Source organism: Colwellia sp. Arc7-D, assembly GCF_003061515.1.
In the GTDB taxonomy this organism is placed as follows: domain Bacteria; phylum Pseudomonadota; class Gammaproteobacteria; order Enterobacterales; family Alteromonadaceae; genus Cognaticolwellia.
This window is the reverse complement of sequence record NZ_CP028924.1, coordinates 398,785-413,113: the sequence shown is the minus strand read 5'-3', so window position 1 is coordinate 413,113 and position 14,329 is coordinate 398,785. Positions and strand designations below refer to the sequence as shown.

General features: G+C 39.7%; 12 protein-coding genes. 3 read left to right on the top strand and 9 right to left on the bottom strand.

The annotated features are described in order from the left end of the window. The first annotated feature begins 586 nt into the window (after window positions 1-586). On the top strand, window positions 587-1,330 hold the full coding sequence (locus DBO93_RS01795) for a hypothetical protein (RefSeq protein WP_108454806.1): 744 nt from the start codon (window positions 587-589) through the stop codon (window positions 1,328-1,330). A gap of 83 nt (window positions 1,331-1,413) precedes the next feature. On the opposite strand, the gene purD is transcribed toward DBO93_RS01795, so the two are convergent. The 6 genes from purD to prmA form a co-directional block, all read right to left on the bottom strand. Then, complete coding sequence (purD, locus tag DBO93_RS01790) at window positions 1,414-2,700, bottom strand: phosphoribosylamine--glycine ligase (protein ID WP_108454805.1); 1,287 nt, start codon at window positions 2,698-2,700, stop codon at window positions 1,414-1,416. A 65-nt stretch (window positions 2,701-2,765) separates the two neighbouring features. After that, entirely contained in the window at window positions 2,766-3,593 is an 828-nt protein-coding gene (locus DBO93_RS01785; protein ID WP_108454804.1) for a class I SAM-dependent methyltransferase, read from the bottom strand. Between the two features lie 240 nt (window positions 3,594-3,833). After that, complete coding sequence (gene purH, locus DBO93_RS01780; protein ID WP_108454803.1) at window positions 3,834-5,429, bottom strand: bifunctional phosphoribosylaminoimidazolecarboxamide formyltransferase/IMP cyclohydrolase; 1,596 nt, start codon at window positions 5,427-5,429, stop codon at window positions 3,834-3,836. A gap of 220 nt (window positions 5,430-5,649) precedes the next feature. Continuing rightward, complete coding sequence (gene fis, locus DBO93_RS01775) at window positions 5,650-5,937, bottom strand: DNA-binding transcriptional regulator Fis (RefSeq protein ID WP_044832893.1); 288 nt, start codon at window positions 5,935-5,937, stop codon at window positions 5,650-5,652. 5 nt (window positions 5,938-5,942) lie between these two features. After that, a complete protein-coding gene (gene dusB, locus DBO93_RS01770; protein ID WP_108454802.1) occupies window positions 5,943-6,920 on the bottom strand; it encodes a tRNA dihydrouridine synthase DusB in 978 nt (325 codons plus the stop codon). Window positions 6,921-7,117: 197 nt separating this feature from the next. Next, window positions 7,118-7,999, bottom strand: a complete 882-nt coding sequence (prmA, locus tag DBO93_RS01765; protein WP_108454801.1) for a 50S ribosomal protein L11 methyltransferase — start codon at window positions 7,997-7,999, stop codon at window positions 7,118-7,120. A gap of 187 nt (window positions 8,000-8,186) precedes the next feature. On the opposite strand from prmA, the gene DBO93_RS01760 reads away from it, so the two are divergent. Further along, entirely contained in the window at window positions 8,187-8,669 is a 483-nt protein-coding gene (locus DBO93_RS01760; RefSeq protein WP_108454800.1) for a putative 4-hydroxy-4-methyl-2-oxoglutarate aldolase, read from the top strand. A 67-nt stretch (window positions 8,670-8,736) separates the two neighbouring features. Beyond that, complete coding sequence (locus tag DBO93_RS01755; RefSeq protein ID WP_108454799.1) at window positions 8,737-9,702, top strand: NAD(P)-dependent oxidoreductase; 966 nt, start codon at window positions 8,737-8,739, stop codon at window positions 9,700-9,702. 21 nt (window positions 9,703-9,723) lie between these two features. On the opposite strand, the gene DBO93_RS01750 is transcribed toward DBO93_RS01755, so the two are convergent. The 3 genes from DBO93_RS01750 to DBO93_RS01740 all read right to left on the bottom strand — a co-directional run bounded on the left by DBO93_RS01750 (window position 9,724) and on the right by DBO93_RS01740 (window position 14,034). Further along, a complete protein-coding gene (locus tag DBO93_RS01750) occupies window positions 9,724-10,455 on the bottom strand; it encodes a hypothetical protein (RefSeq protein WP_108454798.1) in 732 nt (243 codons plus the stop codon). Window positions 10,456-10,603: 148 nt separating this feature from the next. Beyond that, on the bottom strand, window positions 10,604-12,427 hold the full coding sequence (locus DBO93_RS01745) for an alkaline phosphatase (protein WP_108454797.1): 1,824 nt from the start codon (window positions 12,425-12,427) through the stop codon (window positions 10,604-10,606). Window positions 12,428-12,450: 23 nt separating this feature from the next. Continuing rightward, a complete protein-coding gene (locus DBO93_RS01740) occupies window positions 12,451-14,034 on the bottom strand; it encodes an alkaline phosphatase (RefSeq protein WP_108454796.1) in 1,584 nt (527 codons plus the stop codon). Window positions 14,035-14,329: the final 295 nt, after the last annotated feature.

Below are 14,329 nucleotides of genomic sequence, written 5' to 3'. Positions count from 1 at the left end.
ACGTTAATGTGAGTGCCCACACAAATTGCATGATAACTAATTGTTAAAGAACGTTAGTTGATACTCGAAGTAAAAAACTAACCGAAACAAAATCTCATTCGCTTTGCTTCGTTGCTGCAGGCCTTGCCTGAAGCGAGATGCGCATTCTACGCAACTCAGTTTTAATGTCAACGTTTTATTTGAATTTATTTTAAAAGTTTTTAAAACTTTCAAAACCTTTCTTTAAAACGTTAAGTTAACCAATTCAGCCTAAACCGCGCTAGATAACTTATTAAAACAGTTCGTTGGGGTGACCCCTTGGAACTGGAGCGCATTTTAGAGATTTTTGACCTCACGTCAACACCTAAAGTGCATTTAATTTCGAAAATGCGTTTGTTTGCTTTTTTATTGAACTAATAGCCTAGTTTACAGACTAATTAGTATGAAGTTGGCCAAGTTTGGCTAGCAGTTTATTTAAAGTATTTGTTCTTATGTACAAATAAACAGGAGATATATAGTAATTTATACTCTATATTGTTTTAAACATAAGAATAATAATACAAACATACAGGAACTTTCCTTAGTGTTTGTTCAGAGAGCATAACAAATGAAAAAATTAATCATCTTGTTAATGCTTGCTGGCATTAGTAGTACAGTTATGGCAAAGGATATTGCTGAGTATAAACAGGAACGTTTAATAGCTAAGATATTAAACCAACAAGTAAAGAAACATAGAACAATTCAAAGCAGTGTACATTCTATACTTTCACGTTACCCTGAAAAAGTAGATACCGTTATGGCAGTTGCTTTTAAGCGCTACCCTGAAGAGTATCGTCAAATTATGTTAGGAGCGTTATCAGCCCAACCCGTTTTGGCTTGTGATGTAATTGCTAATTCAATTAAAGCTAAAGTTGCTCCAAGCAGTGAACTAGTTGAAATAGCGATAAAAGCTGAACCGGCATATGCTCAAGAGATAGTTAATACTGCTGTAAAGTTTAATCCTAGTGAAATTGAAAACATTGTTCGAATCGCCATACGAACCGAGCCTTACGATACGAGTAACATCGTCAATAACACAGCATCTAGTTATCCTAGTAAAATGTTGAATATACTCACCGCAGCTATTACTGCGATACCTGAACAAGCCAGTAATATAGTTAAGGATATTTTAGCTATATTCCCTAATCAGGCTGACACGGTAGTTAAAACAGCGATTACTCAAAGTAAAGATAACCAATACGAAGGTATAGTAAATGCAGCTATAGATTCTGGCTTTGATAAAGACTCAGCCATTGCAGCTGCAATTGCTGGCGGTGCCAATAAAGATACCTTGGCTAATTTAAAGCATTAAGCTGATATCTTTACAATAAGTTTGTAATACGAAAAAGCCCAGTAATTACTGGGCTTTTTATTGTCTGCTATTAAGTGATTATATTAGCTTTGTTCTCGCTCAATCGCTCTGTATGCAATATCAGTTCGATATTCAACACCCTGCCATGAAATTTGCTGTAATAATTCATAAGCTGCCTGTTGCGCTTTAGTAACATTAGCACCTAATGCAGTTGCACATAACACACGACCACCTGCGGTAACTATGGCGCCATCTTTTTCAGCTGTACCGGCATGAAATATTTTTCGATCAGATGCTTTATTAGTATCTAGTCCCGAAATAATATCGCCTTTTGGATAACTTGCTGGATATTTAGCTGCCGCCATTACAACGCCTACTGCCGGACGTGGATCAAAATCAATCGTTGCTTTGTCTAATTCACCACGGCAAGCCATCATACATAATTCAACAAGATCAGATTTTAAACGCATCATAATAGGTTGAGTTTCTGGATCACCAAATCGGCAATTGTATTCAATCACTTTTGGTGTGCCATCAGTATCAATCATTAGTCCTGCATATAAGAATCCGGTATATGACGCACCTTCTCTAGCCATACCTTCGACCGTTGGCATAATAACTTCATTCATTGCACGTTGATGAATTTCTGGGGTAACAACTGGTGCAGGAGAATATGCGCCCATGCCACCAGTATTTGGACCTTGATCACCATTGTATGCACGCTTATGATCTTGGCTGGTCGCAAATGCTAAAACATTCTTTCCGTCAACCATCACTATAAAACTAGCTTCTTCACCTTCTAAAAACTCTTCAATTACTACGCGATGTCCTGCGTCACCAAAGGCATTTCCAGCGAGCATATCTTGAATTGCATCTTCTGCTTCTGCCAGTGTCATTGCTACAATTACACCTTTACCCGCAGCAAGACCGTCGGCTTTAACAACAATGGGAGCACCTTGTTCACGAACATAGGCCAGAGCAGGTTCAATTTCAGTGAAGTTTTGATAACTACCAGTAGGAATATTGTTTCTAGCTAAAAAATCTTTGGTGAATGATTTCGAGCCTTCAAGTTGCGCTGCTTTTGCACTAGGTCCAAAAATCATTAAACCCTCAGCTTGAAAAGCATCAACCACGCCATCTACTAGCGGTTGTTCAGGACCAACAATCGTTAAAGCAACTTTATTATCTTTAGCAAAATTGACTAAAGCTGGAATGTCGCCAGCAGAGATCGCAATATTTTCTAATTTAGCTTCTGTAGCCGTACCTGCATTACCTGGTGCAACAAACACTTTTGTTACTGAAGATGATTGTGCAGCTTTCCATGCTAACGCATGCTCACGACCGCCACTACCAATGACCAAAACATTCATTCAATTACATTCCTAGTTTGTTAAATCGCTATAGCCTATTGAAAACAGACCATAGCGGTTCAATATTATTTTACAAATTTTAATGTCATGCGATCACTTTCGCCAATCGCCATATATTTAGCTTTATCTTCATCGCCTAAACGTAATACCGGCGGTAAGGTCCAAACACCTTTTGGATAAACAGCCATATCTTTTGGGTTAGCATTTATTTCACTGCTTGCTGCAAGGGTAAAGCCAGCCGCTTTTGCTTGTTCAATCGTTTTACTTTGCGAAACATAGCCGATTGCTTTTTTAGGGTCAACGCCTTCAGGTAAACGATGCTCTACTACACCTAATATGCCACCTTTTTTCAACGCTTTGTATGCATCTTTAAACGCTTGTTCGACACCTTCATCGCGCCAGTTGTGTAGGTTACGAAATGTTAATACCATATCAGCAGTACCTGCAGGAGCAAGTTCACTTGTTTGACGTGGTATAAAGTTTGTTAACTCAACTTCACTAAAAACGTCATTGCTCGCAAGCATTTTAACTAATTGCTTACGTGAATTACTGTAATAGTTATCTTCGCCAGTATCTGGGTAATGTGCTCCATAAAGTTTACCTTTACCTTTAAGGGCTGGCGCTAAAATTTCGGTATACCAACCACCGCCTGGTGTAATCTCAACAACAGTCATCATTGGGTTAAAACCAAAAAACTCTAAGGTTTGTTTTGGATGACGGTATTCATCACGTGCTTTGTTTTTTGCTGAACGGTGATCGCCCGCAATAGCTTTTTCAAGTTGGCCTTGATGATGAGCATCTTGATGGGCGGCAACGAAACCTGAACATAATAAAGTTGCAGACACGATTGACGCGGTAAAAACTTTTTTGAACGTTTGAGCTGTTGTATGCATTTTATCTTCCATTAACGAGTAAATTTTTATAGAAGCTAGTTATAGCAGATTTCTACCAGATGTTCAGTGCCGAAAGTTTTATCTTATCGACAAAAAGCAGCATTTAAACTTAATTACATGTCACAAAATATTAATTTTACTTCAAACAGGCAAATTTCAACCGATTTAGAAAAAATGATAGCTGAATAACTACACCCAGATAAAAGGATTACCTGAGCATAGTTTACTCATTCAGACTTATTAATGACGAAAATGGCGCATACCGGTAAATACCATTGCGATATTATGCTCGTCTGCTGCAGCAATAACTTCATTGTCACGCATTGAACCACCTGGCTGAATTACCGCCGTAATACCGGCTTCAGCTGCAGCATCCAAACCATCACGAAATGGGAAGAATGCATCAGATGCCATTACCGAACCTGCCACTTCTAAGTTTTCGTCCGCAGCTTTAATACCAGCAACTTTCGCAGAATATACACGGCTCATTTGACCAGCACCTACACCGATAGTTGAGCTATTTTTAACGTAGACAATGGCGTTAGATTTAACATATTTCGCTACTTTCCAACAAAACTGTAAATCGCGCATTTCTTCAGACGTAGGTTTACGTTTAGTAACAACGGTTAGTTCATCACTTGTTACACTACCTTGGTCTGTGTCTTGTACTAATAAACCACCATTAACACGCTTAAAATCAAAACCTGTGGTTTTCGAAGACCACTGGCCACAAGCTAGTAAACGTAAATTAGGTTTAGTGGCTACAATTTTTGCCGCCGCATCAGAAATACTAGGGGCTATAATAACTTCAACAAATTGGCGAGAAACAATAGCTTGTGCAGTTTCTTCATCTAATTCACGGTTAAAAGCGATAATGCCACCAAAAGCAGACGTTGGGTCTGTTTTATAAGCACCTTCATAAGCCGCTAAAATATCATCACCAATAGCCACACCACATGGGTTTGCATGTTTAACAATAACGCAAGCCGGCTCATCAAACTCTTTAACACATTCTAGAGCAGCATCAGTATCAGCAATATTATTATAGGATAATGCTTTACCTTGAAGTTGCTTCGCGGTTGAAACCGATGCTTCTTCAGGAGACGCTTCTACATAGAATGCAGCATCTTGATGTGAGTTTTCACCGTAGCGTAAATCTTGCTTTTTAATAAACTGGCTATTAAAAGTGCGTGGGAATTTTTGACTCTCTAAATTAACGGTTTCATTACTACCATGTGCTGGTAACATTTTACCAAAGTAGTTAGCGATCATGCCGTCGTATGCTGCAGTGTGTTCATAGGCAGCAATGGCTAAATCAAAGCGTGTTTGATAAACCAATGAACCATTGTTAGCAGTCATTTCAGCTAAAACGCGGTCGTAATCATGAGCATTAACGACAATAGTGACATCTTTATGGTTTTTAGCAGCAGCACGAACCATCGTTGGTCCACCAATATCGATATTTTCAATCGCGTTTTCTAAAGAGCAATTTTCATCAGCAACAGCATTAGCAAATGGATAAAGATTGACGACAACAAGGTCAATCGCATTAATGTCATTTTCAGTCATTACTGCTTCGTCAATACCACGACGTGCTAAAATGCCGCCATGAACTTTTGGATGCAAAGTTTTAACACGGCCGTCCATAATTTCTGGGTGACCTGTGTATTCAGATACTTCTGTTACTTTAATGCCATTTTCAGCCAATAACTTCGCGGTACCACCTGTAGATAAAAGGTCGACGCCTTTTTGTGATAGTGAGCGAGCAAATTCAACAATACCGGTTTTGTCTGAAACACTTAATAGTGCACGTTTGATTGGGCGTGGTGTATCCATGGTTTTTCTAATTACCTATAAATTAAAATAAAATGGTTGTCTTACCTATAATAGATGCCTGCAGCGCGGTGTAGCCCGCTAATACACATCCATTATCATTGTTATGCTTTATTACTCTGACCTAGATGCTAAAGTTGACTAACTGGATAACTTTTACATCTCTAAAAACAAAAAAGCACCCGAGGGTGCTTTTAATTGACAGGCTAACCTGTCGTACTTTTTAGTTCATGCCGTATTTTTTTAACTTCTTACGCAAAGTACCGCGGTTGATGCCTAATAAGTTAGCTGCGCGGGTTTGGTTACCACGCGTGTATTGCATTACTTCTTCAAGCATTGGCGCTTCAATTTCTGAAAGTACAAGGTCGTACATATCATCAACGTCATTACCGTTTAACTGTGACAAGTAGTTTTTAATAGCTACTTTCGCTTGTGTGCGTAAAGGCGAGGCCTTTGTCTGAGTTTGTAGATCACCGGTAATAAATGGAGAGGAAATATTTTGTTCAAACATAAAGTTCAGACTCTTTCTAAAGTTAAATTATCAAAATACATAGTTAATGCGTCAAGTTGTTGTGAAACTGACTCAAGTGCATTAAAAATAGAACGAAACGATTTTCCTTGTTCATGCGTTTGCATGTACCAAGAAACATGTTTACGGGCAAAACGTACACCCATAAATTCACCGTAAAATTTGTGTAATTCCATTACATGCCCAATTAAAATTGAACGTACTTCATCCGTTGAAGGAGCAGGCAAATGCCTACCCGTTTTCAAAAAATAATTAATTTCTCGAAAAATCCAAGGTCTCCCTTGGGCACCACGACCAACCATAATGGCATCAGCCCCAGTGTAATTCAGCACTTGTTCCGCTTTTTCCGCACAAGTAATATCACCGTTAGCAACAACAGGAATAGTCACACTTTGCTTAATTGCTTTTATGGTGTCGTACTCTGCATTACCTTTATAAAAGTCATTACGAGTACGGCCATGCACAGCAAGTGATTGTATTCCGTTATGTTCAGCAATATTGGCTATTTCAATACCGTTACGAGTGTTTTCACACCAGCCAGTTCGAATTTTCAACGTTACGGGAATATCTACCGCATTAACCACAGCTTTAACAATTTGCTCGACTAACGCGGGTTCTTTCAGTAACGCTGAACCTGCTAATTTTTTATTTACTTTTTTTGCTGGACACCCCATATTGATATCAATAATTTGAGCGCCATTATCAGCATTGAACCTAGCAGCAAAAGCTAATTCTTCAGGATCTGAGCCGGCAATTTGCACGGAACGTATACCTGCTTCTTCGCTATGCAACATACGACGTTGAGATTTACCGGTATTCCACACTTTTGGATTAGACGACATCATTTCTGATACTGCTAACCCTGCCCCCATCTGACAACATAATTGTCTGAATGGTTGATCTGTAATTCCCGCCATGGGTGCAAGCATAGTATTGCTTGCTAAAGTGTATGGACCTATCTTCACGCTGTTGTTTTTTTGAGCTACTAGTCAAAAGGGCGCTAAGTTTACGCGTTTTTTTTAGGATTGAAAAGGATATAAATTGAACAAAAAGCGCTTTTTTTCACGTTTTTTATATTGACATTTTATAAAGTGTTAATGCGAGCAGATTTTGTACAATTTGATAACAAAACCTGCTCACTTTTTAAGACATTTATAAAAAACTATTTGCGAACACCTGACAAGCGAACCCACTCTTCTTGAACCTTTATCGGATCCATCTGACAAAACTCACCATAAATAGTTTGTAATTGCTGAGCCTGCTCTTCTAAAACGCCTGATAAAGCGAGTACGCCGTTACTGGCAACATATTCAATTATCACAGGAGCAAGCTCGCGTAATGGTCCTGCTAATATATTTGCCACCACAACGTCGGCTTTAAATTTGGGTTGATCTTTTGGGAGAAATAATTCTAAGCGGTCTTCACATTGATTGCGTTTTGCATTTTCTAAACTGGCTTGTAGTGCTTGAGGGTCAATATCAATACCAATGACTTTTTTCGCCCCTAATTTAAGCGCAGCTAATGACAAAATTCCTGAGCCACAACCGAAATCGACCACGGTTTTACCCACTAGGTCTAAACCATCAAGCCATGTTAAACATAAAGCCGTTGTTGGGTGAGTACCAGTACCAAACGCTAAGCCGGGATCAAGCATAACATTTACCGCACTCGGGTCAGGCACTTCACGCCAACTTGGGCAAACCCATAAACGTTGACCAAACTTCATCGGATGAAAATTGTCCATCCATTCGCGTTCCCAGTCTTTGTCTTCCAATTGCTCAAGTTTGTATGCCATATTGGCTTTATCTGGATGAATACCTTTTAAGTAATTAAGTACTTTATCCATATCATGACTTGCATCATATAAGCCCATTACGACTGTATTGTTCCAATAGATAACTTCGTCACCGGGTAAAGGTTCATATATAGGTGTGTCTTTAGCGTCGATAAAAGTAACGGCTTGTGCACCACACGCGCTAAGCCAATCACTATATTTTTCGGCAGTGTCTTCATCAGCACTTAATCTAAGCTGGATCCAGGGCATGTTTCTTCTCATTAAAATTTTTTTGCTAGTTTATCATTCTCTACCGCGACAAAATAGCTTCTTTAGCCATATACTAAGCTAATAACCTTCGGTAACTTAGTGCGTTCATAAAAATCACAAGCTTAGTAATCACCCCTTATTTAAATACAATTACTTGCTTGAATTAAACAAACCTTAAGGATAAAAAATGTTAGATTTACTACCCGATTTATTCGACGACCACGCTGATAAGCTTTCTTTGGCCGCCCCTATTTTTAAAGACTATGGTGGTAACACTATATTTCATGGCGAAATAGTCACAGTGAGTTGTTACAACGATAATTCCAAAGTTAAAGAGCTAGTCGCCACTGACGGTACCAATAAAGTGATGGTTGTTGATGGCAAAGCCAGTATGACAAACGCTTTGCTTGGCGACATGTTAGCCGAATTGGCTGTAAAAAATGGTTGGCAAGGCATTGTTATTAATGGCTGTATTCGTGATGCAGGCACAATAGCCACCTTACCTATAGCAGTAAAAGCATTAGGTTGTAGCCCTATAAAAACTGAAAAGTTAGGTAAAGGCGAAGTAAACCAACAAATTAACTTTGCGGAGTTAAGCTTTTCACCTGGTCAATACATTTATGGTGATCTTAATGGCTTAGCCACCAGTACAACATTAATATCTTTTTAACGCCTAGCATCTTAATTCATTTAACACAGATAAAATTAACATTGACCCCGAAGGTTAGAGATTAACAATGAAGTACTTCCCTATATTTTTAGACGCCAAATACATTAACGCTATAATAATAGGAGGCGGTGAAGTCGCGGCTCGCAAAATAGATTTATTATTAAAGTCGACCACTGATATTACTATTATGTCGGAAACATTGAATAGCAGTGTAGAACGACTAGTCAATTTACATCAATTGACCTGGCTTAAGCATAATTATCAACCAGGCCACCTTAGCAACGCCAATATTGTTATTGCCGCTACTGACAGTATCGAAGTTAATAGCGCCGTTGCAGCTGAGAGCACACAACTAAAGTTACTCACTAATGTAGTCGATCAACCTGAGCTTTGTAACTACATCACGCCAGCCATTATTGATAGAACTCCCATGATAATAGCTATGTCTAGCTCTGGTAGTGCGCCTATTCTCTTACGTATGTTACGAGAGCAGATCGAAAAAACGTTACCTAACGGTTATGGCAAGTTAGCCGAATTTTCATTTAAATTTAGAGATCATGTTAAAGCACGGGTGAAAAGCATACGTGACCGTCGTACTTTTTGGGAACGCACATTACGAGGTAGCATAGGTGAAGCTATATTAGCTGGCGAAACAACCTCGGCTGAGCAACAATTAATTGCCAGTTTAAAAGTTCAAGTTCCGCCTCCAAATGGCGAAATAGTCTTTATATATACAGGTGATGGTAATCCTGACAACCTGACACTAAATGCGCACAGAGAAATGCAATTTGCTGATGCCGTTTTCTACGATCAAGAAGTTAATACCGATATCATTGAATACATCAGGCGTGACGCCAGTAAATTTCCTCAAGATATATCATCAAGTATTTTAATTAATGTTCAGCACGCGCTAGATTTAGCCGAAAAGGGTGAAAAAGTTATATATTTACTGCACGGTACATTAGAGCTACCTAGCAATAAAACCTTAACTGAAAGTCCAATTACTAAAAAGCATTTATATAGCGGCAACTAGTAGCTGCCGCTTTGTGCTAACTTAGTGCTGATGGCCGCTATTCGTCACCACAGCATTATCTCTAGGTGCAGATGTCGGCATCGAAAAGCCTTGGTTAATCATTTTAGCTAAAAATGGAATGCCTTCGTTATCTCCCACATCCGCATAATCAGTTGTTTGATAAGTATCGTATTGCTTAAATAACGCCGGCATATTTTCGTCATTGTGTTGATATTTTGTTAGCTGCCATTGCTGTGTTAGCTGCGCGCTTTGCAATTTAAGTGATTTTACTAAGCGTAAATTTGGTAACCAAATCAATTGAAAACCCTGATGCTGGCCTTTCAATACTTTACCTTTCAATACATAGTACTCTTCAAGCAAGCAACCTGATCCCCTTTGCTCAACCAGTTGCAATTGATTAAGTACGGGTATGTCAACCAACTGAAAAACATCTTGCCACTGTGGCTGATATCTCAATTCATTCGGTTGATAGTCAATAATATGCTGATACTTGTCAAATGCTCTGCTGAGCGATAAACGATTAGCATGTAATGACCAAATGTCATTGATACCTTTATTAACATTGCGTTGCAAAATTTGATTATTATTACGATGTAATTCGAATAATTGCTGAACTGGTGGTTGTTTCAATTCGTTTTCGGTAGTTTGAGTATCAAGTTGATAATAAGCACTGATTACATCAGCAGAAATTTCGCACTCATTGGCACTAGCACTTAATGATAAGGTGAATAATAAGGCGGCAATAATTTTCATAATAAAACCTATTAAGACATATTGTTGTGTCGTTATATAACAATGACTAGCCAGCATGATTGATCAATACGGTTAATGCAGACTAGCGAAAAAGGAAGTTACCATTTTTAAGGTGACAACTTCCCTAAATAAACTAACTCAGCGCTAATTAGTTTAATGCTTGCTCAGCCTTGCTCACTAAATCAGCGGCGTAATCCATGGCATGAAAAATCACACTTTGTTCATTCGTACCAGTAATTAAATGTGCTCCCGGTCCTGACGCATAAATACCTACATCTTCACCCGCGTGCGTTTCAGAGCCCATGGGTACTAAAGCTTCTTGGTGAAAACCAGCAGAAGTGGTATCAACAGAACTTAAATCCACACGTCCTGTGACTGCATCACCGCTATAACCAACATCAACATCCGTTTCTGACCCTAAATCTCTAAAACCTTTTCCGTTGGTATAACCTAAAGTGGTATATGGCATACCATCGCTTGCTAGACTTGGTTCAGTACTACCCACACTCACTACTTTGCCTAAAATAGGATTACCACGCTTAGGGTAGCCAGCCATGGTAAATACATGACTATGATCAGCGGTGACAATAATTAACGTCTCCTCAGGGTCTGTGGAATCAACAGCCGCTTGTACCGCATCAGCAAAAGCCATAGCGTCAGTTAATGCACCATGAGCACTACCAGCATGATGACCGTGATCAATTCTGCCCGCTTCAACCATCAGGAAGAAACCTTCTTCGTTGTTATCAAGTACATCAATCGCTTTACTAGTCATCTCCTTTAAAGAAGGCTCACCGGCAATATCATTACCTCGGTCAGCTTCATATTGCATATGTGATTCATTGAACAAACCAAATAAACGCGGCGTTGTATTGGCATCAACAGCGTCAAAGCCTGCTTGGTCGATAACATAGCTACCGGCTGGATACTGTGCTTTCCATTCTGCGGTTAAGTCTCGACCATCGGTTCTATCACCTTCAATAGCACTTACTGCATCAGCACTATTAAATGCGGCATCTTTTGGTAAAAAGTGTCGTCTTCCGCCACCTAATACTACTTCGATACCATCAACATCAGCGCCAGCAAACTTGCTTTCCATATCACTTTCAAAACTAATCAACTGTGAAGCGATATCGACACAACCAGCTGTAATAGCATCGGCTGGCATATCAGAAATATCTTCCCAGTTTCGGTCAGCTGATTTTGCGTAAGTTGCCGCCGGCGTAGCATGAGTAATACGTGCAGTAGAGATAATGCCCGTTGATTTACCCGCTATTTCAGCTAATTCTAAGGCGGTGACTAACTCATTGCCTGATACCGTATAACAATCTCCTCGGCTAATGGCTTCACTGACACCAATCACACCAACATCGGTTTTTACTCCTGACATCATCGCCGTCATAGTGCCCGCAGAGTCCGGTGTTTGTGCATCAACATTATACGTTTTAGCAAAACCAGAATAAGGCAGTTTATCAAAGCTCAGTTGATGCTCTTCGCCCATTTTACCTAACTTTTGTCCGGCTAAAATACGCGTTGCGGTTACGGTAGAAATGCCCATACCGTCACCAACAAATAGAATCACATTTTTCGCTTTACCTTTAGTATTCACTAAAGATTGAGCATTAAGATCAGCTTGCGCTAAAACACTTTGTCCTTGCTCATACCAGAGGTTATTTGTTGTCGCGGCCAATGCTGAACCTTGTGCTTGTGTTAAGGTTGGTGAGCAAACAAATTCAGTTGCATCAATCTCTCCAGCATCTAGCACACCAGAGCCATCATCATCTAGGCCTGAATCAATTTGTACACCGCCATTAAGACATTGCGCATCACCAACATTTAATAATGTTTGGCTGATCAGGCTATTGATACCGCTATTGCCGTTAACACCATTAGTGCCATTTGTACCATCGTCACCACCACAACCGGCTAATGCCGCCAACACGGCTAAAGATAAAATCTTTACTGTTTTCATGTTAATTCCTTTCGATTAGCAGGTTATTTAGCAATTAAGCCAAGAGATTGATTGATGATATGAAACACAACACTTTGCTCGATAACGCCTTGCGCCAAATGCGCACCAGGTCCCGAGGCATGTAAACTAATATCTTCGCCGGCATGGGTCTCAGAGCTCAGCGGTACGGTTGTCTCTTGATGAAAACCTGTTGTCGTAGTATCAACCGTTGTTAAGTTTTGGCGACCGGCTAAAGCATCATCGTTATAGCTAAGGTCGGCATCAGTTTCGTTTACTAAATTTCTGAAACCTTTACCATTGGTATAACCGACGGTGGTGTATGGCATGCCATCATCCGCTAAAGCAGGCTCGGTTGCCCCAACATTAACTACTTTGCCTAAAATTGGATTACCACGTTTAGGATAGCCGGCAATAGTGAAGACATGACTATGATCAGCCGTCACTAAAATTAATGTTTCTTCTGGATTAGTACTGTCGATAGCGGCTTGTACGGCGTTAGAGAATTCGATGGTATCAGTTAAAGCGTTATACGCAGAGCCAGCATGGTGCCCATGATCAATTCGTCCAGACTCGACAACAAGAAAGTAACCTTTTTCATTATTATCAAGAATATCAATTGCTTTGCTAGTCAGTTCGGTTAGCGAAGGCTCACCAGCAATATCATTACCACGGTCAGCTTCATATTGCATATGCGATTCATTAAATAAACCCAACACGCGTTCTGTGCTACTAGCATCCATAGCATCAAAACCTGCTTGGTCGATAATATATTGACCATTTTGATATTGCTCTTGCCATTTAGCGGTTAAATCAACGCCATCAGTGCGATCGCCTTCAATAGCACTGACAGCATCGGCGCTATTAAAGCTGGCATCTTTAGGTAAAAAATGACGACGGCCGCCACCAAATGCCACTTCAATCCCATCAACATCAACACCTGGAAAACGTTGTTCGAGGTTTTTTTCAAAATCAATAAGCTGGGTTGCAATATCAGCACAGCCGGCAGTTACCGCTTCTGCTGGCATATCAGAAACATCTTCCCAGTTACGATCAGCTGATTTTGCATAAGTTGCCGCTGGTGTTGCATGAGTAATACGTGCCGTTGAAATAATGCCGGTAGATAAACCTTTAATCTCAGCAACTTCTAAAGATGTGACTAATTCATTACCATTAACGGTTGAACAAACACCACGCTCAATACCTTCATCAACGCCAATCACACCAACATCGGTTTTAACACCTGACATCATCGCCGTCATGGTGCCAGCAGAATCAGGGGTTTGTGCATCCACATTGTAGGTTTTTACTTGTGCAGAATAAGGAAACGCTTCAAAGCTTAAATAGCCTTCTTCACCCGACTGGCCTTTATTTTGTCCATCTAAAATGCGTGCAGCGGTTAAGGTAGAAAGTCCCATACCGTCACCAACAAATAAAATGACATTTTTTGCTTTATTACGTGTTGTTAATTTAGTTTTAGCCATCACTGTTTGCTGACCATCAACAAACCATTGGCTGTTTTTTTGCACATTCGGTAAAACGCCAGCGACTGCAACGCTAGAGAGTAAAAAAGATGACAAAGCTGAAAGTGAAACCCATGTCGAGTTCATAATGCTTCCTTTAATGTTGTTTTTAGTGAAATAAGTTTTGCTAATGCACATGCACTAACATCACGAGCATGCTAAGCACTAAAAATGACAGTAAGGTAAAAGAAAAATGAACGAACGATGAAAACTTTATTACGTAAATATGACAAGGGTTGTCATGAAGAGCTGATTAGTATTATCAAATAACCGTAAAATATGTAGCTCAGGTATAAAATAGCTGAATTTAATCAGTTAATATTGTATTAATACTGCCGAGGCGTAAAAGAGCTAGTCTATGCTACCAGCGCAATGGCCACTA

Coding starts and splice junctions, on each gene's coding strand:
- DBO93_RS01795 (WP_108454806.1), top strand. CDS start 587: ATGAAAAAATTAATCATCTTGTTAATGCTTGCTGGCATTAGTAGTACA.
- purD (WP_108454805.1), bottom strand. CDS start 2,700: ATGAATGTTTTGGTCATTGGTAGTGGCGGTCGTGAGCATGCGTTAGCA.
- DBO93_RS01785 (WP_108454804.1), bottom strand. CDS start 3,593: ATGCATACAACAGCTCAAACGTTCAAAAAAGTTTTTACCGCGTCAATC.
- purH (WP_108454803.1), bottom strand. CDS start 5,429: ATGGATACACCACGCCCAATCAAACGTGCACTATTAAGTGTTTCAGAC.
- fis (WP_044832893.1), bottom strand. CDS start 5,937: ATGTTTGAACAAAATATTTCCTCTCCATTTATTACCGGTGATCTACAA.
- prmA (WP_108454801.1), bottom strand. CDS start 7,999: ATGCCCTGGATCCAGCTTAGATTAAGTGCTGATGAAGACACTGCCGAA.
- DBO93_RS01760 (WP_108454800.1), top strand. CDS start 8,187: ATGTTAGATTTACTACCCGATTTATTCGACGACCACGCTGATAAGCTT.
- DBO93_RS01755 (WP_108454799.1), top strand. CDS start 8,737: ATGAAGTACTTCCCTATATTTTTAGACGCCAAATACATTAACGCTATA.
- DBO93_RS01750 (WP_108454798.1), bottom strand. CDS start 10,455: ATGAAAATTATTGCCGCCTTATTATTCACCTTATCATTAAGTGCTAGT.
- DBO93_RS01745 (WP_108454797.1), bottom strand. CDS start 12,427: ATGAAAACAGTAAAGATTTTATCTTTAGCCGTGTTGGCGGCATTAGCC.
- DBO93_RS01740 (WP_108454796.1), bottom strand. CDS start 14,034: ATGAACTCGACATGGGTTTCACTTTCAGCTTTGTCATCTTTTTTACTC.